At 55.9% G+C, this 20481-nt stretch carries 13 protein-coding genes and 2 pseudogenes; 5 read left to right on the top strand and 10 right to left on the bottom strand.

The window, feature by feature from the left end:
- Positions 1-94: 94 nt before the first annotated feature.
- The 9 genes and pseudogenes from ACYVG7_RS13710 to ACYVG7_RS13750 form a co-directional block, all read right to left on the bottom strand.
- A complete protein-coding gene (locus ACYVG7_RS13710) occupies positions 95-1381 on the bottom strand; it encodes a cytosine deaminase (protein ID WP_460883649.1) in 1287 nt (428 codons plus the stop codon).
- A gap of 331 nt (positions 1382-1712) precedes the next feature.
- Positions 1713-2249, bottom strand: a complete 537-nt coding sequence (locus tag ACYVG7_RS13715; protein ID WP_460883650.1) for an Lcl C-terminal domain-containing protein — start codon at positions 2247-2249, stop codon at positions 1713-1715.
- Between the two features lie 20 nt (positions 2250-2269).
- A pseudogene (locus tag ACYVG7_RS13720) lies at positions 2270-3688 on the bottom strand (glycoside hydrolase family 53 protein).
- A gap of 503 nt (positions 3689-4191) precedes the next feature.
- Positions 4192-4536, bottom strand: a complete 345-nt coding sequence (locus ACYVG7_RS13725) for a glucose PTS transporter subunit EIIB (RefSeq protein ID WP_460883651.1) — start codon at positions 4534-4536, stop codon at positions 4192-4194.
- Positions 4537-4616: 80 nt separating this feature from the next.
- The gene (locus tag ACYVG7_RS13730) at positions 4617-6677 is read right to left on the bottom strand and encodes a beta-galactosidase (RefSeq protein WP_460883652.1); all 2061 of its coding nucleotides are present in this window, start codon (positions 6675-6677) and stop codon (positions 4617-4619) included.
- A 132-nt stretch (positions 6678-6809) separates the two neighbouring features.
- Complete coding sequence (locus ACYVG7_RS13735) at positions 6810-8024, bottom strand: glycoside hydrolase family 53 protein (protein WP_460883653.1); 1215 nt, start codon at positions 8022-8024, stop codon at positions 6810-6812.
- A 19-nt stretch (positions 8025-8043) separates the two neighbouring features.
- Positions 8044-8895, bottom strand: coding sequence for a sugar ABC transporter permease (locus tag ACYVG7_RS13740; protein WP_460883654.1), 852 nt, complete (start codon positions 8893-8895; stop codon positions 8044-8046).
- 10 nt (positions 8896-8905) lie between these two features.
- Entirely contained in the window at positions 8906-10210 is a 1305-nt protein-coding gene (locus ACYVG7_RS13745; protein ID WP_460883655.1) for a carbohydrate ABC transporter permease, read from the bottom strand.
- An 85-nt stretch (positions 10211-10295) separates the two neighbouring features.
- Positions 10296-11531, bottom strand: coding sequence for an extracellular solute-binding protein (locus tag ACYVG7_RS13750; RefSeq protein ID WP_460883656.1), 1236 nt, complete (start codon positions 11529-11531; stop codon positions 10296-10298).
- A 626-nt stretch (positions 11532-12157) separates the two neighbouring features.
- Here ACYVG7_RS13750 and ACYVG7_RS13755 point away from each other — a divergent pair.
- From ACYVG7_RS13755 to ACYVG7_RS13770, 4 genes are all read left to right on the top strand, one after another.
- Positions 12158-13240 (top strand): ABC transporter ATP-binding protein, encoded by a 1083-nt coding sequence (locus ACYVG7_RS13755; protein ID WP_460883657.1) that lies wholly within the window; start codon positions 12158-12160, stop codon positions 13238-13240.
- A gap of 687 nt (positions 13241-13927) precedes the next feature.
- Positions 13928-15949, top strand: a complete 2022-nt coding sequence (locus ACYVG7_RS13760; RefSeq protein WP_460883658.1) for a methyl-accepting chemotaxis protein — start codon at positions 13928-13930, stop codon at positions 15947-15949.
- A 156-nt stretch (positions 15950-16105) separates the two neighbouring features.
- Positions 16106-16528: an early set domain-containing protein gene (locus tag ACYVG7_RS13765; RefSeq protein WP_460883659.1), complete on the top strand. Its 423-nt coding sequence runs from the start codon at positions 16106-16108 to the stop codon at positions 16526-16528.
- Positions 16529-16730: 202 nt separating this feature from the next.
- Positions 16731-17744, top strand: a complete 1014-nt coding sequence (locus ACYVG7_RS13770; RefSeq protein ID WP_460883660.1) for a glycoside hydrolase family 53 protein — start codon at positions 16731-16733, stop codon at positions 17742-17744.
- A 60-nt stretch (positions 17745-17804) separates the two neighbouring features.
- Here ACYVG7_RS13770 and ACYVG7_RS13775 read toward each other — a convergent pair whose 3' ends face one another.
- On the bottom strand, positions 17805-18554 hold the full coding sequence (locus ACYVG7_RS13775; RefSeq protein WP_460883661.1) for a substrate-binding periplasmic protein: 750 nt from the start codon (positions 18552-18554) through the stop codon (positions 17805-17807).
- A gap of 1016 nt (positions 18555-19570) precedes the next feature.
- Here ACYVG7_RS13775 and ACYVG7_RS13780 point away from each other — a divergent pair.
- A pseudogene (locus tag ACYVG7_RS13780) lies at positions 19571-19843 on the top strand (pentapeptide repeat-containing protein); the annotation flags it as partial.
- Positions 19844-20481: the final 638 nt, after the last annotated feature.

Genomic DNA, 20481 nt, shown 5'->3' on the forward strand with positions numbered 1-20481 from the left:
TTTTGGCGATTAAATCAGATCACAAACGAAGCCTTTTTTCTATCTATTTCAATTGGTTGTAGCTAAAGATCCTGTACATGATAACTTATTTATTTTATTCAATATTTATATTCTCATTGCGGCGAAAGTCGATCCGCTCACTGTGTTCCAGCTCGATTTGATGCTCCGCCGGGCGGCAGCGGGCTATGATCTGGCCATCGCGAATGGAGTAACGCACCGGCACCTGACGGCGCAGGGCGTCGAAGCCCGACTCGGCAGGCAAGATGATGAGCGAGCCACGCTTGCCCACCTCAATGCCATAATCGGCCAGTTGCAAGGTGCGGGCACTGTGGCTGGAAATGAGCGCCAGGCTCTGATCGATGGCCTCATAGCCCATCATCTGGCAGACATGCAGCCCCATGTGCAGTACCTGCAACATATTGGCGGTCCCCAGCGGATACCAGGGATCGAACACGTCATCATGACCGAAACAGACATTCAGACCGGCGGCCAACAGCTCCTTGACCCGGGTCACGCCGCGCCGTTTCGGATAGTCATCAAAGCGCCCCTGCAGGTGGATATTGACCAGCGGATTGGCGACAAAGTTGATATCCGCCATCTTCAAGAGGCGGAACAGCCGTGAGGCATAGGCGCCATTGTAGGAGTGCATGGCGGTGGTATGGCTGGCGGTGACGCGCGCTCCCAGGCCATCGCGTTGGGCCAGCCACGCCAGTGTCTCCAAAAACCGCGACTGCTCGTCATCGATCTCATCACAGTGCACATCGATAAGCTTGTCATAGCGCTGGGCCAGGGCAAACGCCTTGTGCAGGGACTCCACCCCCAGCTCGCGGGTAAATTCAAAGTGCGGTATGGCCCCGACGACATCAGCCCCCAGTCGCAACGCCTCTTCCAGGAGCGCCTCGCCATCGGGATAGGAGAGGATCCCCTCCTGGGGAAAGGCCACCAGTTGCAGATCCAGCCAGGGCGCAATTTCGGCCTTCACCTCCAGCAGCGCCTTGAGAGCCAGCAAGGAGGGATCCGAGACATCGACATGGGTGCGCACCGCCTGGATGCCATTGGCAATCTGCCACTTGAGGGTCTGCCAAGCCCGTTGCTTCACATCCTCGTGAGTGAGCAGGGCCTTGCGCTCGGCCCAGCGCTCTATCCCCTCGAACAGGGTGCCGGAGCTATTCCACGCCGGTTGCCCGGCCGTCTGGGTGCTATCCAGATGAATATGCGGCTCGACAAAGGGCGCCATGGCCAGCCCACCTTCCCCGTCCAGACTCACGCCCTGATAATCCAGCTCGCAGCTCATGGGTTCGATGCGCGCAAAACGCCCCTGCTCAATCAGCAGTTGCCAATAGCCCTGGCGTCCGGCCAAACGTAGATTACGGATCAGCATGGGGTGGTTCCTCGATGGCTCATTGTGATGACCACCAGATTACTCGTGTGGCGCCATCTGTTCACCGGGTACCACGCAAAACAGTGACCCCCAAGCCGTAATCGGTACCCGAAAAAAGGCGCGGTCCTAGTTCAGTGTCGCGCTGGCGTCTGCTCGAGCGCAGACACGCCGTAAATCCATCCTTGGAGGCTCGATGGCGGCGTCCTTGCCGCCAACGGTCTGCTTTTCGTCCAGACGCCATCCCCACTGATTTACAACAGGTACCTGGGATAGAGCCCAAAAAAAGCGGCCCGCAGGCCGCTATGGTGATACATCGGCTACCGCAGTCGACTTATTCGACGCGGCGCACCAGCCACAGGTGCACGCCATAAGTTCCCTGATTACTCAAGGCAGGCTGTCCGGTCTCCAGAGAAAAGGTCCGTTTGACGTAGCTTTTGCCCTGGGGGGATGAGCGAGACCAGAAATAACCATCAGGCCAGGAGGGCAGCCCCCCTGCTGCTGCATCCCCCTTGGCACAGGTCGCGCCGGAAGTCAGGGTCTGCAATTGCGTCAGTGTCGGAATGCCCCAATCGCCGTAGCCCGCCAGTTCGGCGGCATTATTCTGCGCTAAGCGCTCCACACCCTGCCGCCAGTTGAAACCCAATAGCGAACCGTGCTGACAGCGCTCGCCCTGCAGCCCCTCCGGGCAGCGCCGCCACATCAGCAGACTCTGGGTATCTATGATGGTCTCTTCCCCGTCGGCGACAAAGCGATCCCCCGATGGCGGACACTCAGCCGCCAGCAGAGAGCCGGTCAGTGCGAGGCATAGCCCCGCACTGCACAGCGCCGATACGCCTGAACGCCGAAACTGTCTGTAACTTAAGTTCATGGGATATCAGGCCTCGACGTTTATGGAGCTGCGGCAAATTCGGCCAGTGCTGGCAGTGCATCGCCGTTAAAGTCAAACAGCGCCTGATTTTCCCAAGCATTGCCGACACTACAAGACGCAAGAGTCGGGCAGGATGAGGGAATGTAGAGCATACCCGCGTCAGTGGTCCAGGTCGCATCATTGACCGGTAACCAGTCCGGCTCCCAGTAGACAAAACCCAAGCCTTGCTCATTCGGTACGGCCGCGATCCGGGTTTTCAGATCCTGCAGGAACTGTTGCTGACCAGCCGGAGTCGCCGGATAGCCACCATTGGTGACATCGGTCGCCGAGCCAAAGTTATTGCCCAGCGAATCCCCGTTTTCCAGAGTGAAGGCATAGGCGGTTTCCACCACCATCACCGGCTTGCTGTACCGGCTGACCATGTCATCCATATTGGTCTGCAGCGCGGTCAGAGTGCCATGCCAGTAGGGGTAATAGGAGATACCAATGATGTCGAAAGCAACATTGCGCTGGGTGATCTCATCAAACCACCAACGGAAAGTATCGTTTTTTCCACCCTCGGCCAGATGCAGTATGGTCTTGGCCGGGGTGGTCACACCGCCTGCGGTTTCAGCAGTTCGCAATCCCGTCACCCCGGCGCTTAGCAGACGGGCCAGCACATCAAAGCCTCCGACTGTTTCGCCACTGGCGGCCCAGTTTTTACCGGTAGGCCACAGCATCCCGGAGTTGATCTCGTTACCAATCTGCACGTAATCCGGAGCCACCCCAGCGGTGATCAGTTGTGCCACCACATCCTGGGTATAGCTTTGCACCTGAGCGAACAATTCATCGGTCGACAGGTTGGCTCATGCCTTGGGCTTGTACTGTTTGGCCGGATCGGTCCAGAAGTCGCTGTAGTGCAGATCCAGCATAAAGGCCATGTCCTGGGCCTTGGCGCGTTTGGCCAGACGGATCACCCGCGCCAGATCCGAATCCCCGCCCCCGTATACTTCATTGCTGCTTGACTTGGGATCGACCCACAGACGCAGGCGCACCAGGTTTACGCCCTGAGCCTTGAGCAAAGGCAGCAGATCCTGAGCGGTGCCATTCACCTGAAACGTACCACCGGCCGCTTCCACCGTTTCCAGCATGGAAATATCGACACCCCGCACGACCACCGTGGTGCCGCTAGGATCATCACCGCCGGAGTTGTCACCACCGGAAGAGCTCCCACTCCCACTCCCACTCCCACCGCCACACCCCGTCAGGAGCAGCGCCGAGCACAAGAAAAATCCGGACCAGCCGGAGCGCAGTAAACGGGTCAATCGGGTCATCACTGTCATCATTGCATCCTTAAAACTATCGACTAGCCCGGTCTTAAAGGTCCGGGAGTTTTCAGGCCGAAAAAATAACAGGCTTAGGCAGAGAAAACAGTGATAGCGATTACATTTGGTGGCCATTTTATGACAAAACTCATAACGCAGTATTAGACGCGGTTATGCGGATGTAAGGGCGAGTTTCGTGATGCAGCGCATTTGAAGGCGACAAATAGACCGATTTTCGGCTAAAAAATGGCAACCTGAAGATATGACCCTTCAGATTGCCAAACAGCGGGTAGTGCAAAGTAGTTCCGAGATGAACTATAACGGTTACACAAAATTTAAGAAACCGCTTTCATCCATTGCCTTCTGCAGCGTTGATACTTTGTGATCTCATTCACAATTAGTTCGAATCGTCGCCATTTTTAGCGCATGAAGAGTGCAGTTGCCGCTTTCCCCATGCTGTACAGCAGAGGAAGTATCACTTGGGTCGGGAATAGCGATCATGCAGCGGAGGTGCCAGGCGGCAAGATGAGGATTATTTAATGATTTATTTCAATTAGTTAAAGAATGAATCATTAAAATTTGCCATGACACTGCCAGTTAAGCAGGCATGGCAACACCGTATGGAATCGATAACACAATCAGGGTTGTTGATCGGCTAGGCCAAACCAGGCTTCCAGCTCGCGGCGCAGATTGTCCGAGCGCTTGCCGAAAATAGCCTGCACTTCATGCCCCACAATCACCACGCCGATAGCGCCGAGCTGCTGCAGTTTTTCATGGTTTACCAATCCCAACACCTTGACCTCGACCCGCAACCGGGTCAGACAGGCATCAAAACTAAAGATATTGTCCTTGCCGCCAAATGCTTCGATCAGACCTAAAATAGCGGCGTGATCGAGCCCGGCGTCATTCCCTGGCTCGGCTTCCACCGATTTGTCACCCAGAGCCAGGGCAAACAAGCGCTTGAAATCCTGAATTTTAACCATGCCAATCTCCTTGTGGTTTCCACATAGCTCCCGGTCCGGATCCGGCGGGAGAAAAAAGCCCGCCGAAGCGGGCTCGATCATCAGGCAATAGGCCGACTCAGTACCCGGCAGCCATAGGCAGCCAGATCCAGTGAGCCTTGCAGCGTCTCGCCGGTGGTCATCTCCTGATAGGAGGCAGGTAACGACACCGTCTTGGGCAGGCCCGTGTAGTTCTGCACAAACACGAACTCATGCACGCCATCCGTACGGCGCTGGGCGGTCACACCCAGCGGCAACTCGGTGGCCAGAGCCTGTGGCAGTTGCAGATCGGTGGCCAGCTTGCCAAAGAAGTCACGCTGGAACGCCAGATCGTTGCGCGATGCCACATAGTAGGCCTTACCCGCACCGTGGACATTCACCGTCACCGCAGGCTCGCCGGCGTAGAAGTCGCTGCCATAGGTGGCCAGCGCTTGCGCCCCTTCGAGCTGGATGCGTTCGCACAGATGGGTGACCTCATAGGGTCCGGCCAACTCCAGAGCATTGCCCGCGATCCCGCTAACACTGTTGGTTTCATGGTCGTACAGGCCATCGATCTCTTCAGCCCAGATCCCCAGGATCGGACGCAAGGGTCCCGGGAAGCCGCCGAGATGACACAGATCCGACTCGTTGACCACACCGGTCCAGTAAGTGGCGACAAAGTTGCCACCGGCCTGGACGAAGGCATCGACCCGCTCAGCAAAACCGTCGCGCACCATATACAGCATGGGGGCGATCACCAGCTGGTACTGGCTGATATCGCAGTCGGCATTGATCACATCGACCGCAATCCCCTGCTCCCAGAAGGCGCGGTAATGTTCGGCCACGGTCTTTTCATAGAACAAACCGGCGTTGCGCGGACCCTGGGCATTGTCCATGGCCCAACGACTCTCCCAATCGAAAATGATGGCGACCTTGGCCTCGACCCGGCTACCGACCACGGCATCCAGCTGACTCAGCGCCAGTCCCAGGGCTTCGACTTCACGGCCGACCCGGGTATTGATATGGCCGACGTGATCGACCACGGCACCGTGGAACTTCTCCACCGAACCACGGCTCTTGCGCCACTGGAAGTACTGCACCGAGTCCGAGCCATGAGCCACGGCCTGCAGGGAGGAGAGAATATGCATGCCCGGTTTTTTCAGCTTACTGATCGGCTGCCAGTTGGTCAGGCTCGGCGTGGACTCCATCAGGAAGAACGGCTTGCCGCCCTTGAGAGTCCGCATCAGGTCGTGATACATGGCGGTGTAAGCGCCCAGGGTGCAATCATCTTCCGCGTTGTGCCACAACGGATAGCTGTCCCAGGAGATGAAATCGATGACCTTGGCCAGTTGCCAATAGTCATAGTCATAGAAATATTCCATGAAGTTGGTGGTGGTCGGCAGGGCCGCATTTTCCACCTTCAACGGCTTGATCTCTTCGGCACAGAAGTCGCAGACCTGCGCGGTATTGAAGCGCTTCCAGTCCAGATTCAAGCCGTGGATCGACATCTCGCCCTGGGGTGCCGGCGATTCGATCTGCTCCCAATCGGTGAAGGTGTGGCTCCAGAAGGTGCTCCACCAGGCCTGGTTCAGGGCATCCAGCGAACCATAGCGCGCCTTGAGCCAGTCACGGAACTTGTGCTGGCACAGCTCGCAATGGCACTCACCACCATATTCGTTGGAGATATGCCAGGCGATGACACCCGGGTGCTTGGCATAGCGCTTGGCCAGCGCAGTATTCATCTGCCGTACTTTTCCCCGGTACACGGGCGAGGTCAGGCAGTGATTGTGACGGCCACCATGCAACGCCTTGACCCGCTCCTTGCTGACACGCAGCACTTCCGGGAACTTCTTGGACAACCAGGCCGGACGAGCACCGCTCGGCGTGGCCAGAAACACATAGATGCCATTGGCATACAGGGTATCAATCACCTGATCCAGCCAACCGAATTCGTAACGCCCCTCTTCGGGCTCCAGACCTGACCAACTGAAGATGCCGACTGACATGACGTTGCAGCGGGTCTGCTTCATCATCTCGATGTCTTTGGCCAACACGTCCGGGTTATCGAGCCACTGATCCGGGTTGTAATCGGCGCCATGCAGCAGCACGGGAGCCTTGTCGCTTAACGGGGGAAACTTGAACATGCCACTCCTCCAAGGGAAATAGAGACCACAGAGCTTGCAACCCACTCCGGGCCTTGGCGGCTCGGGAACAGGCTGAAAAGAAAAACGGCATCCGGCGCAGGGAGACCCCGAGCCTGGATGCCGTCTGGCTAATTAATTGAATACCTTCATGGATTGCAGCACATGGCCTTCACAATCAAACAGTGACTGGTTCTCACGGGCGTTGCCCTCTTTCCAGTCGTCGTTGTTGTACTTCATGCCCGCCTTGGTCGCCCAGGTAGCGCCGTGAGTCGGCAACCATGCCGGCTCCCAGTAGAAGATGCCCTTGCCGCGATTGCCCTGAACTTCGACGATGCTCTTCATCAGATCATGCAGGAAATCCGCCTGACCCTGCACGGTGGCCGGATAACCACCATCTGCCGCTTCTTTGGCGGTGAAGTTGTTTTCCGCGTTATCGCAGTTGTCGGTGGTGTAACCGTAAGCGGCCTCGACCACGATGACATCCTTGTTGTAGCGCTTGCTGATGTCATCCATGTTGTACTTGAGGGCGCTGATCGGGCCGTTCCAGTAGGTGTAGAACGACAGGCCGATCACGTCGAACTGGACATCACGCTTGGTGACTTCATCAAACCACCAGGTGAAGGTGTCGTTCTTGGTGCCTTCGGCCAGGTGCAGCATGATCTTGACGTTGTCACCCTTATCCAGGTTTTCCTTCACGCCATTGATACCGGCTTTGAGCAGGCCCGCCAGACGGTCGAACTCGCCGCCATTCTGGCCCCAGCTCTTGCCTTCCGGCCACAGCATGCCACCGTTAATTTCGTTACCGATCTGTACCATATCCGGCAGCACACCCGCCTTCTTGAACTCGGCTACCGTGCTCTTGGTGTAGTCATGCAGCGCCTGAGTCATCTGTTCGATGCTCATGCTGGCCCACGCCTTCGGCTTGTTCTGGCGACCCGGATCGGTCCAGAAATCACTGTAATGGAAGTCGAGCAGGAACTTCATGCCATTGGCCTTGGCCCGCTTGGCCAGGGCAATGGTGGTGGCTAGATCGTTGTTGCCACCACCGTAGCCATTACCGGCCGCATCTTTCGGATCATTCCAGATCCGCAGGCGAATGTAGTTGAAGCCATTCTCCTTGAGGATCAACATGGCGTCCTTTTGCACGCCCTTCTCGTCATAGAACTTGCCACCATGCTTCTCGACTTCCGCCAGCATGGAGACATCGGCGCCCTTGATAAAGTCCGCAGCGACCCCTTGCAGCGGCTTGATGGTCACGGCTTCAGCAGCCTGCACGCCCAGCGGCAGAGTCATCACACCGGTGGCCAGCATGGCGGCCATCAACAAACTCTTTTTCAGTTTCATCATTCACATCCTGTCGGTTGAATTAGCCCTTGGTCCCGCCAGCGGTCAGGCCAGAGACAAAGTACTTTTGCAGTGAGAGGTAAAGGATTGCCACGGGCACAGCGATCAGCACGGCACCGGCAGCATAGGTGGTGTAACTCGCCCCCATCTTCTGGGAGACCAGGTTGTACAGGCCGATGGGCAGCGTGAACTTGTCCGGCGTCCGCAAAATGGTACTGGCCAGGATGAAGTCGCCCAGTGGGCCCGTGAAGGAGAACAGGGCCACCACCGCAATGATCGGCTTGGACAGCGGCATGATGATCTCGATGAAGATGCGGAAGTTACCGGCTCCATCCATCCGTGCTGATTCATCCAGATCCTTCGGGATGGCGTCCAGATAACCCTTCATCAGGTAGGTGTTCATCGGGATCATGCCGCCGACATACACCAGCACCAGTGCCAGGTGGCTGTTGATGAGACCCAGCATCTGCGCCAGCACGAAGATGGCGATGAGCGCAGAGAACTGCGGGATCATCTGCAGCAGCAGGAACAACATCAGGCCATTCTGACGTCCGCGGAAGCGGAAGCGGGAGAAGGCATAGGCGGTAAAGCTGACACTGATCAGGGTCAACACCATGGTCAGGAAGCTGATCTTCATCGAGTTCCAGTACCAGGCGGCATAATCGATCTGGCCTTTGAACAACTCCTCGTAGTGCAGGAAGGAGAAGTTATCCGGAATGATCGAGGTATTGAGCAGGCTGCTCCCCGGGTTCAGGGAGGCGCCAATGGTCCACACCAGCGGATAGATGATGATGACCGAGATCATCGCCAGCACCAGGTAGGAGATGCTCAGGCGGATGAAATTACTCTTTTTCAGGCTGTGTTTGTTACTCATGTTCCGCTCCTTAGGCCATGTCATCTTGCTTGAAGGAGTTGGTTGCGCGGAATTGCCACAGCGCGATACCGACCACAAAAATGGACAACAGTATGGTGATACTGGCCGCAATCGCATACTGGGATGACGACATGGTCAGCTTGTAGATCCAGGAGACCAGGATGTCGGTACCACCGGCGTTGGAGCCCATGACCGCAGGTCCACCATTGTTGAACAGGTAGATGATGTTGAAGTTATTGAAGTTGAAGGTGTACTGGGTGATGAGGATCGGCGCAATCGAGTAGAGCACCAGCGGCAGCGTGATGGTGGTCAGCTTGTGCCAGGTGGTGGCGCCGTCAATGGTGGCCGCTTCGTACAGATCATCCGGGATGGCCTGCAACACACCTGTGGTCATGGCGAACACAAACGGGAAGCCCAACCAGGTCTGCATCAGGATCAGCGCGGTCTTGGTCCAGAACGGATCCGTCATCCACTCCTTGGGTTCAATCCCCAGAGAGGCCAGGATGCCGTTGTTAATCACGCCGAAGGTTTCGTTGAACATACCGGCAAACACCAGGATGGTGACGAAGCCCGGTACCGCCCACGGCAGGATCAGGATGGTACGGATCAGCGGCTTGAAGCGCAGATCCTTCTGGTTGACCAGGATGGCCAGCAAGACACCGACCGAGCACTGCAGGGTGGTGGCGATCAGAGTCCAGATCACGGTCCATTGCAGCACGTCGAAGAAGGTAGAGCGCCACAAGTCGAGACGGAAGATGTTGAAGAAGTTCTTCAGACCCACCCAATCCACCAGTTTGGCCGGTGGCGTGTGGTACAGGTCATAGTTGGTAAAGGCGATGGAGAAGCCGAAGATGATCGGGAAGACCACCACGAACACCAGCAGGATGAAGCCCGGTGTGATCATCAGGTACGGGAAGCCTTCGCTCAGCAGCAGTTGATACTGCTTGCGGACCCCCACCAGCTCGATGCCCTGGTCCCGCTTGCTACCGCACAGGTAGGCATCACGGATGCTCCAGTAGTAGACCCCGACGCCGAAACTGGCGACGATCAGGCTGATGACGCCCTTGGCCAACAGGAACACAGAATTATCACGGGGCAATTCAGTTCCCAGGGTAAATAAGCCCCAGAAACCCATTTGTAAAAAGTCATGAAAAACGCCGAAGAAACAAGCCATGAGGGCGAAGAAGATCGCGCCTTTGACAACTTGCCGATTATAAATCTGGCCAAGACCAGGAATCAGCGATAACAACACCGCTATCTTGGCATGATGGGTTTTTGCACCGATCTGCGCAACACCGCTGGAATCGACAACCACAATTCACCTCCTATCCATAAAGAACATGGGTAACCTGAAAACCGCACAAGCTACCCATGTTTGCAGAACGCGACGCTACAACGCTTTATTCGTTACTGGCGTGGTTAGCTTCGATCTGCATATTGATGTTTTTCACGGCAGCTTCGAGGGCTGCTTTGACGTCTTGCTTGCCAGTCACACCCAGTTGCAGCGCGCTGTTAGCCGGTGACCAGACTTCGCCCATTTCCGGTACGCTTGGCATCGGGATGGCATAGCCAGCCTGGATCGCCACGGCACGGGACTTGTCGTCATCCTTGATGATAGGGTCATCGATCAGGGACTTGACGGGCGGGATTTCGCCGGTCAGCTGGAAGCGAACCTTGGCGTATTCAGGCTGGTTGATGAACTCGACAAACTTCTGCGCCATCTCCTTTTGCTTGGAGTAGGTGGAGATGCTGTAGCCCTTCACACCCAGGAAGGAGCGCATATGCTCGCCATTGGGCAGCAGCGGCAGCGGTGCCACACCATAGTTCACACCGGCATCCTTGTACGGCTGGAAGGCCCAAGGTCCAGTGATAACGGCAGCAGCCTTCTTCTCGGTGAACAGGGAGTCAATGGCATTGGCGCCGGTTTCACCGACGATACCCGCCGGGAACAGACCATCGGCGTAGAAGCTCTTCAGGAAGCTGACGGCATCGACAGAGCCCTGATTGGCCAGACCGATATCCTTGACGTTCAAGGAGCCGTTACCGTTTTGACCAAAGATGTAACCACCCATGCCGGCGACGACGCCGAAGGAGTAGTAAATTTCGTCAAACTTGGCCAGCAGACCATATTTACCGGCCTTGCGTTGTTCCTTGGAGAAGGCGATCAGATCGTCAAACTTCTCGGGAGCCTTCGGCAGCAGATCCTTGTTGTAGACCAGAACGATAGTTTCAACAGCCTTGGGAATACCGTACAGCTTGCCTTGGTAAGTCTGGGCATCGACCGCAGGCTTGGTGAAGGTTGCCAGGTAAGCCGGGTCGCTCTTGATCTCGGAGATCAGGCCTTGCACCACGGCAGTACCGACCTGGTCATGGGGCAGAACCAGCACGTCAGGACCGATACCGGCCGGGCCATCCAGGCGCAGCTTCTCGATCTGCTGGGCGTAAGGCATCTCTTGCACCTTCACCTTGACGTTGTACTTGGCTTCGAATGCTTTAATGGCATCGGCGATACCGTTGGACTTCTTGATATCTTCCCATACCAGCAACTCGCCATCGGCCGCCATGGCGGTTTGATTCAATGCACCGGCAACACCCAGTGACATCATGACGACAGCGGTTAATGTCTTAATCTTCATCATTGCTCCTTGATCCCTGTTTCAGGCGAAAAACGACGCTCACGATTACAACCCCGATAGCAGCTCAGTTGTGTGTGCCGTTTTCACAAACACGTCACACCGTTTTCCCAAGCCGTTATCGCATCACTTATTGTTCTAACTGTTTTAACGCTCTTGACTCCGGACCGGTTTCTGCGACATCCAGGCCATCACTGATGTCTGAATTCGCATGGCTCCCATCCACTAACTGATTGACCACAAAGCAGTTAGAATTATTGCTCTGCGGCAAACTCTGGCGAGTGTTCAAGTTTTCTCTTGCCAGCTTCCCTGCAACGACACCTGCAGATGCTCTCAATTGAAATTAGGGTAACGATTACACCAGATGTGATTACGTTAAGCGGAGCGCGTCATATCTGCCAGCGGCATATGCAAAGGCTGTGATCTCATGCACAAAAGCAGCAGTAGTTTGTGCAAGCGATTACACAACATTGTTATATTGATCTCACCGCAGCAGCGAATGGTGGCGATTCCTAGCATCTCGGGACAATTCCTAAAATGCCGCAATCGAACTTCCGATGGACGCCAAGTGTCAGCTCATCGACACGAAACATTCAGTGAACAGTATTATTATCAAGGAGTTAAGTTAGATGGCGAGTATCAGACTGAATAATGTCATCAAGCGTTTTGGCAAAAATGTCACGCTTCATAATGTGAATCTGGATGTCGAAGATGGTGAGTTCACCGTGTTCGTTGGCCCGTCCGGTTGCGGCAAATCCACCCTGCTGCGCATGATCGCCGGTCTGGAAGAGATCTCCGATGGTGAAATTTCCATCGGTGATACCGTCGTCAATGACGTGGCCCCCGCACACCGTGGCGTCGCCATGGTGTTCCAGTCCTATGCCCTCTACCCGCACATGACGGTGGCCGAGAATATGGGCTATGGCCTCAAGGTCAACGGTGTGCCGAAAGAGGAGATCCAGCATCAGGTCGGCATGGTCGCCAAGACCCTGCAACTCTCTCACCTGCTGGATCGCAAGCCGAAACAACTCTCCGGTGGCCAACGCCAACGGGTCGCCATCGGTCGCGCCATAGTGCGCAATCCGAAGGTGTTCCTGTTCGACGAACCCCTCTCCAACCTGGATGCCGAGCTGCGGGTCGAGATGCGTCTGCATATCGCCAAGCTGCACCAGGAGCTGAAGACCACCATGATCTACGTCACCCATGATCAGGTCGAAGCCATGACCCTGGCCGACAAGATTGTGGTCATGAACTACGGCAAGGTGGAGCAAGTCGGCTCGCCGATGGACCTCTACTACAAGCCGGTGAACCAGTTCGTCGCCGGATTCATCGGTTCGCCGAAGATGAACTTCCTGCCCGCGAAAGTGGTGCGCTGGTCGCCCAAAGAGATCGAAGTCCGGATCGCCGATCAGCTGCAGCTCAAGCTGCCGATCGAAACCAGCCATCTGGAAGAAGGCAGCAGCATCACCCTGGGCCTGCGTCCGGAGCACGTACTGCCCGAAGGTTTCGGCATTCATCTGGCCTTCACCTGTGAAGTGGTCGAACGCCTGGGCAACAGCACCTACCTGTTTGGTCAGTGCTGTGGCATCGACAACTTCAAACTGCTGCTGGCCGGCGACAACGCCTACAAGCCATACCAGCAAGTGGATGTCTTCTTTACCCCGGAACACTGCCTGGTGTTCAACGCCGAAGGGCTCCGGGTCAGCAAGTAAGTCGTTTTTTGTAAGCCCGTAAGAGTCTCATGCAGAGATGTTAACCCCACGTTTGCCCCCGAATTTCGGGGGCTTTTTTTTGGCGATGTACCCGTTATGCGTTGAGAGGTACTGCTCACGTGTGACTGGCGTCTGTACGAACCGCAGACTCGCCGTAAATACATCCGTATAGGCTCGATGGCGGCATCCCTGCCGCCAACGGTCTGCTTTTCGTCCAGACTCCATTCCACTTCATTTCCAACCGCTAACTGGGATAGAGCCTTTTTTTGCTCGCACGCAAGAAAAATATCCTGCAAAAACAGTCGCCCCAGCGAGCTACGGCTCCAATCCCCGCGCTGCATCTATTCCCGTGCCCGCTCCCCTGGGATGGCAAAAATGCGAACGACCGCACTCTTGGGCCACCCCCACCCCGAGCATGAAATGAGAGCAGGATCGCAACCCGCGGATCCCGATCCCGCACAGGGCCAAAAACCGATGTAACGCAGGGCAGTCGAGGTGTAAATTTTACACCAACCCATAGCCAGCATGACCTCAACAACGGGTTTCAACTGTACCCCAACAGCTATAAACTTAAGTTGAAATAACAAATAAACCAATAAACACAATAAGATAACTAATTAAAACTCAGATCCAGTGTTTATTCCTTGAACTAACAACGCAGTGTAATCGATCTCAATGGTGGCCTATATGAAAAGCATTTCAATCATTCAGCGCATCGTCTTTGGCTTCGGCTTCATCATGCTACTGATGATACTGGCGGTGGTGATGGCCCTGCATTCTGGACAACAACTCGCCTCCCAGGTGGATATTCTGGCCAGTCAGGTCGCCCCCACCCTGGTGCAAAGCCGCTCGGTCACCCGGGATCTGTTTTTGCAAGACAAAGAGCTGCATAGCCTGCTGGCCCAGCAGGAGAGCAGCAGCGTCAAGAACGGCAAGGAGAAGCTCCAGCAGTGGCAACGCGCCTTTGAGCAGGATTTAAAGACCCTGGAGCAGAAATCACAGCAAGATCCGCTGATCCTGAAAAAAATCGCCAGCCTCAAGGAGCAGCAAGGCATCTATTGGCAGATGGCCTCACAGCTGGTCGACAGCTATGCCGTCAATCTGGCCAACCAGCAAAAAATTGCCGGTCTCAGCACACTGGGCACCACAAGCAAGCGTCTGCTGGCCGATATGGCGATGATGGTGGCGCCGCTCGGTACCCACTACACCGTCGGTCTGAGTCATAACCTGGCCAACAACCTGGAATTGCTGGTCGATGCCACCCTCGAGGCGCTCAAACAGAACGATCCCCTGCTGGTGGGCAAGCGACTGGAAGCCAACCGCCAACTGGTCACCAAGTTGCAGGCGCAACGCAAAGAGCTGGCCGCCGAGCTGCTCAAGCAGGAGAGCGCCTTTGGCGGCAGCATCGAATTTGAAGCCAGCCTGGGCAAGGCGCTGGATCAACTGCTGGCGGATACCGCGGGCGACAAGGGACTGCTGGCCCAGCATCTGCAACTGACCGCCGAGAGCAGCCAGCTGCGCAACCAGAGTGAACAAGCCACCCGCATCATAGATGCTGTGCTGGGGGAATTATCCGAGATCGACAGCGCCATCGACACCCAACTGCAAACCCGGGTCGACAGCTCCCAGCAGGTGCTGACCCAGCTCAAATCCGTGCTCTATATCGGCCTGCTGATCTCCTTGCTGCTGGCGACTCTGGTGCTGTGGCGCGTCATCGCCTCCATCCGGACTCCGATGCAACAGACGTTGCGGGTGCTCAATGCCCTGAGCCAGGGCGATATGACCCAGCGCATCGGTTATACCCGTGCCGACGAGTTCGGCCAGTTGGCCATCGGCATCAATGGACTGGCCCAGGAGATGCGCGCCATGCTGCTGCAGGTGGTGCAAAGCGCCAATGAACTGGGCGCTGTGGCGGACCGCAACCTCTCGACCCTGGAAGTCACCCATCAGCAGCTCGAGCAGCAACGCACCGAGACCGCCGGGGTTGCCGCCGCCATGGTAGAGATGGAACACACGGTCGGCGATGTCGCCAGTGCCGCCCACCACTCGCTGCAATCGGTGATGGAAGTCACCCGTCAGGCCGATGAGGGCCGCACCATGAGCGAGAGCACCATTGGCCGCATCAACCTGCTCGCCACCCAGTTGCAAGGTTCCCAGCGGGTGATCGAGGAGGTGCATGGTCTGAGCGTCAACATCGGCGGCATCCTGGATGTCATCAGCCAGATCGCCGAACAGACCAACCTGCTGGCGCTGAATGCCGCCATTGAGGCCGCCCGGGCCGGGGATCAGGGTCGCGGCTTTGCCGTGGTCGCCGATGAGGTGCGCAATCTGGCCCGGCGCACCGCCGCCTCCACCTCGGAGATCCAGTCGATGATCAGCGCCTTGCAATCCAGCGTGCGTCAGGCGGTCGAGGCGATCCGCAGCAGCGGCGAGGTGATGAGCACCTGCACCCTGGATAGTGAAAATACCAAGCAGAGCATCAACTCCATCTCCGACGCCCTGCAGCAGATTGCCGATCTCAGCAGCCAGATTGCCGCCGCCGCCGAGCAGCAGCAGTGCACCAGTGCCGAGATCTCGCGCAACATGAACAATATCAACGATATCGCCGAAACCAACCGCACGGCGCTGGCGCAAGTCGGCAGCACCAGCGGCCAGTTGCAGCAGTTGTCCCAGGAGCAGCAGACCCTGGTGCAGAAGTTCAGTCTCTAATAGAAGTTCAGTCTCTAATCCATCGGCCATGGCGGTTCGCCGCCATGGCCGAACGGCTCGCCGAGTCGCTGCCCTCTTGCGGCGACTCGGCGAGCCGGGCCATCAGGCCTGGCGTTCCACCTGACATTGTGTGCATCCAAGTAACGAGGAAACGATATGTTCAAGACCATGATGCTGGCCGCTGGCCTAGTATGCTGCTCCATGCCCCTGCTGGCTGCTGACGCCGACAGTGCCGAAACCCGTGCCATCTTCCTGCGTGGCGAAATGAACAACTGGGAAGCGCCGAAGGCCCAGCAACTGCAGCAAGCCGAAGCCGGTGTGCTGAGCGTCAAGGCCGCGCTGCAAGCCAGCCACGGTGCCTACAAATTCAAGTTCGCCGATGAAAAGTGGAAGGGTGATACCACCTATGGCGTGTTCGATCCGACCAGCAAGATCGAGCTGGACACCCCGGTCGTCATCAAGTCCGGCTACCAGTGGGGCGACATCAAGTTCACCCCGCCAGCTGATGGCACCTACGAGTTCGTGCTGGATCGCCGCGATGCCAGCAAGGTGTTGGTGATCGTCAAGAAAGCGGGCTAAGCCCGACCAGCGGTTGCGATGACGTCAGAGCCTGAGCATGCAGGCTCTGGCGTCACAGTAACCGCCACACCTTACCAGGGCAGTTGACTGCCACTGACTGCATAAGCCAACGGGATGGTTTATGCAGTCAGGCCACCGAAACACAGCCTGACCAGACGACCCGCAGAGGTCAACACAACAAGCATCAACAGGAGGTTGCAACATGAAATTCAAATTCAAAACGCTTAGTTGTCTGGTATTGGCACTGAGCGGACTCTATCACGCCCAGAGCCAGGCTCTGGTCAAGGGCGCCGATGTCAGCTGGCTGACCCAGATGGAGAAAGCTGGTAAATCGTTCTACAACGACAGCGGCAGCAAGCAGGATCTGTTCCCCATTCTCAAGGCCCATGGCATGAACGCCATCCGCCTGCGGGTCTGGGTCAATCCGTCCGACGGCTGGAGCAACATCACCGACGTCGTCGCCAAGGCCAAGCGCGCCAAGGCTGCCGGGTTCGATATCATGATCGACTTCCACTACAGCGACTCCTGGGCCGATCCGGGTAAACAGAACAAACCGGCCGCCTGGAGCAGCTACACCTTCGACCAGCTGATGTCCAACGTCTACTGGCACACCTATAACTCGCTGACCACCCTGAAAAATGCCGGTATCACGCCGAAATGGGTCCAGGTCGGCAACGAGACCAACAACGGCATGCTGTGGCCGGAAGGCAAGGCCTCGGTGAACATGAAAAACTTCGCCTGGCTCATCAACAGTGGCTATGACGCCGTCAAGGCCGTCAACAGCTCCAGCAAGGTGATCGTCCATCTGGCTAACTGTGAAGACAACGCCCTCTACCGCTGGATGTTCGACGGTCTCAAGGCCAACGGCGCCAAGTGGGATGTGGTCGGCGCGTCCATCTACCCGACCCAGACCGGCAATGGCGACTGGTTTGCCATGGACAACAAGTGCTATGACAACCTGGCCGACATGGCCAGCCGCTACAGCAAGGAAGTGATGATCGTCGAAGTCGGCATGCCCTGGGATGATCCGAAAAACAGTTACGACACCATCGCCGATCTGCTCAAGAAGATGACCGCAATCCCCAACGGCAAGGGGCTAGGCGTCTTCTACTGGGAGCCGGAAAGCTACAATGGCTGGCAGGGCTACTCCCTGGGGTTGATGGACAACAACGGCAAGCCCACCTGGGCGCTGGATGCCTTCTTGTTGAACTACTAATGCAGTCCCACAGCTAGCATCAAGGCGGCCATGGCCGCCTTGTTGTTTTCTCCCGCCCGCTCAGGGCCAGCCGCGCGTCAAGCGCTCCAGCTCCCCCCGCGCCTTGAGGCGATCCAGCGCCTGTTGCCACTGGGCGATCTCGACATCGGGAAAATCCAGCGAGGCGGCGATATAGAGATCCGACTCCACCACCTTGACCGGCGTCTGCTGCAACGCCTCGACCGGTACTCCCATCTGGGTGAGTAGATAGCGCACCCCGAGCGGTGAATCGCTGATCGCCAGCTCAGCCCGACCGCGCAGCAGCTTGCCGTACACCTGTTTACTGCTGTAAGCCGTGGCATCCAGATTGGTAAAGCCGAGCGCTATCAGGGTATTGAACACCAGCCCGGCCTGGCGACTGGCGATCACCGGCACTTCCTTGGCATCTTGCAGGGTGCGGATCAGCAGCGGGCTGCCGCGGCGCTGATAAAAGTAGATGGCATCGCGGCCGATGGGGCCGATCCACTTGTAGCGGGTCTCACGCTGCGGGGTGCGAAACATGGAGAACATCATGGTGCGGGAGCGGGATTCGAGGATCAGCTTGGCGCGCTGGCTGGGGTAGACCTGGATCGGATCGCGGCGCCCCAACTCCCGCTGCAGCGCCTGGACTATCTTCACCGAGACCCCGGTCAAGCGCCCCCGTTCGACATAGTTGTAGGGCGGCCACTCCTCGGTGATGAGCGTCATGGCGGAATCGCTGGCCAGGGGCAGCGCCATGCCAAGGCCTGGCACACCGGCCAGCCCTAGTGCGAGCCACGCTCCAAGCCACACGCGGAACCACCACCCATGACGCCTCATCTCACCCCCTGGCCCGCTCTATCCGGCACCTGTAGTTGCCGAATCAGGACGCTGTCGAGTGCTGAGTATAGGTCAGCGTCGTGTTCTGAACGACGCTCAGATCCCGGATTTCGATCCGGCTTGCTCCGGTGGCGATTTGGGCCGGTTCCGTTTGATCCGGTTCCGCCTCGCGGACAATGGAGATCTGTTCACCTGCGGCGAACGGCGGCGGGCCAAGGGGGAAAAGGCCTCCCCCTTGGCAATCCCTGGCCTTGGCGTATGCCGACTGTCGGGAAAGCCCCGGACTCTGGGGTTCTCTCCACCGGCCGGGAGCCACACGCCATCCATGGCGTGACGCTCCCTCTTGCGGTCATCCTGACCGCGCACCGGCTCCATTCACCCCGCCGCCCGGCCCGACAGACGGCTTCGATTTCTGTGTGTAAATCCAACAAGCAAAAGCCGTTCGCCTCACCTTCGGGGGATTTTAATCACCGGCAGTTACCTTGATCCCAACCTGTTTGATGTGTCGCAAAAATCGCCAGGATAATTTTGAATACTCTGCTAGCAAGGGTCAGATAAAACAGCGCAGTAGTAGGGCTTGGGGTAGCCGTCGAACCCGTGCGGTAGCCATGAGCATCGCCAATATAGCCTGACCATTTAGCAGGGATAGACAGGCAAGCAGCCGCCTATCCTGAAAGTTGGCAGTAAATAGAACACAAAATATTTGATTGGATAAATAATACAAACAAGCAGGAAAAATAAATGCGGAAAACCTCTCCGAGAGAAAGATGGATATTTCCTCCCAATGGATTTTTAAGTTGCAGGAGAATATGGTGGCGATAGCAGAACATATAGAAATATTCAAAAAAGGTCCTCATGCATGGAATGCTTGGAGAAATGAGAATCCTGATTTGAGGCCTGATCTTTCTGATCTTGATTTCGAAAATGACGTTCATACCTATAAAGGGATATATGATGTACCAGAGTTTACTGGTTATAACTTGTCATATATGAATCTGAATCGAATCAGCGCAAGAAACTCATATTTCATAAATTGTTTCCTTGCTGGCAGTGATCTCCATTTTTCAGATATTTGTTTTTCTTTCTTTCAGAACTGTAATTTCGAAGGCGCGAGCCTGGCTGTCACAAAGATTGGTTCAGCGGAATTCATCAAATGTGATTTCACAAACGCAGATCTTTCATACTGTAGTGCAGAAGAAACGAACTTTTCTGGTTCAAAATTTATTTCCACTAACCTAAGTAATATGAGTTTAGTAAAAACTAATTTTACAGATACGGTAATAGATGAAGCTCGGGTTTATGGAGTGTCGACTTGGAATTTAATTCTAGATGGAAGCGTTCAAAGTAATATATACATAGAAGAGGATGGAACATCTATAACGGTTCCTAGCATTGAGCTAGCACAATTCATATCTCTATTGATGAACAATTCAAAAATAAGAGATGTTATAGATACAATTACTTCAAAAGTTGTTCTTATATTGGGACGATTTACAGAAGAACGAAAATTGGTTCTCGATACCATAAAAGAAGATCTTCAGAACAGAGGCTACCTTCCTGTGATCTTTGATTTCGAAGGGCCAAGTAGTAGAGATGTAACCGAGACTATTATGACATTGGCATCCTTAGCGAAATTCGTTGTTGCTGACATATCTAGCCCTAAAAGCATTCCACAGGAACTTACCTCTATCATTCCTCATTTTCCTTCTTTGCCTGTTCAGCCAGTTATAGAACAATCACAAAAAGAATATGGAATGTTTGAGCATTTTAAAGTCTACCCTTGGGTTCTTGGCCAAATTGAATATAGTGAAAATGACATCCTGATTACCATCGAGACTCAGCCAGCTTCAACAGGCGTTGTGGCATTGGAGCCGTTCGACAGCCGATCCTGACCAGTTCC

This window comes from Pseudaeromonas pectinilytica (assembly GCF_054780855.1).

Bases quoted from the DNA above. Each gene is read 5' to 3' on its own strand.
- ACYVG7_RS13710 (WP_460883649.1), bottom strand. From the start codon at position 1,381: ATGCTGATCCGTAATCTACGTTTGGCCGGACGCCAGGGCTATTGGCAA.
- ACYVG7_RS13715 (WP_460883650.1), bottom strand. From the start codon at position 2,249: ATGAACTTAAGTTACAGACAGTTTCGGCGTTCAGGCGTATCGGCGCTG.
- ACYVG7_RS13725 (WP_460883651.1), bottom strand. From the start codon at position 4,536: ATGGTTAAAATTCAGGATTTCAAGCGCTTGTTTGCCCTGGCTCTGGGT.
- ACYVG7_RS13730 (WP_460883652.1), bottom strand. From the start codon at position 6,677: ATGTTCAAGTTTCCCCCGTTAAGCGACAAGGCTCCCGTGCTGCTGCAT.
- ACYVG7_RS13735 (WP_460883653.1), bottom strand. From the start codon at position 8,024: ATGATGAAACTGAAAAAGAGTTTGTTGATGGCCGCCATGCTGGCCACC.
- ACYVG7_RS13740 (WP_460883654.1), bottom strand. From the start codon at position 8,895: ATGAGTAACAAACACAGCCTGAAAAAGAGTAATTTCATCCGCCTGAGC.
- ACYVG7_RS13750 (WP_460883656.1), bottom strand. From the start codon at position 11,531: ATGAAGATTAAGACATTAACCGCTGTCGTCATGATGTCACTGGGTGTT.
- ACYVG7_RS13755 (WP_460883657.1), top strand. From the start codon at position 12,158: ATGGCGAGTATCAGACTGAATAATGTCATCAAGCGTTTTGGCAAAAAT.
- ACYVG7_RS13760 (WP_460883658.1), top strand. From the start codon at position 13,928: ATGAAAAGCATTTCAATCATTCAGCGCATCGTCTTTGGCTTCGGCTTC.
- ACYVG7_RS13765 (WP_460883659.1), top strand. From the start codon at position 16,106: ATGTTCAAGACCATGATGCTGGCCGCTGGCCTAGTATGCTGCTCCATG.
- ACYVG7_RS13770 (WP_460883660.1), top strand. From the start codon at position 16,731: ATGAAATTCAAATTCAAAACGCTTAGTTGTCTGGTATTGGCACTGAGC.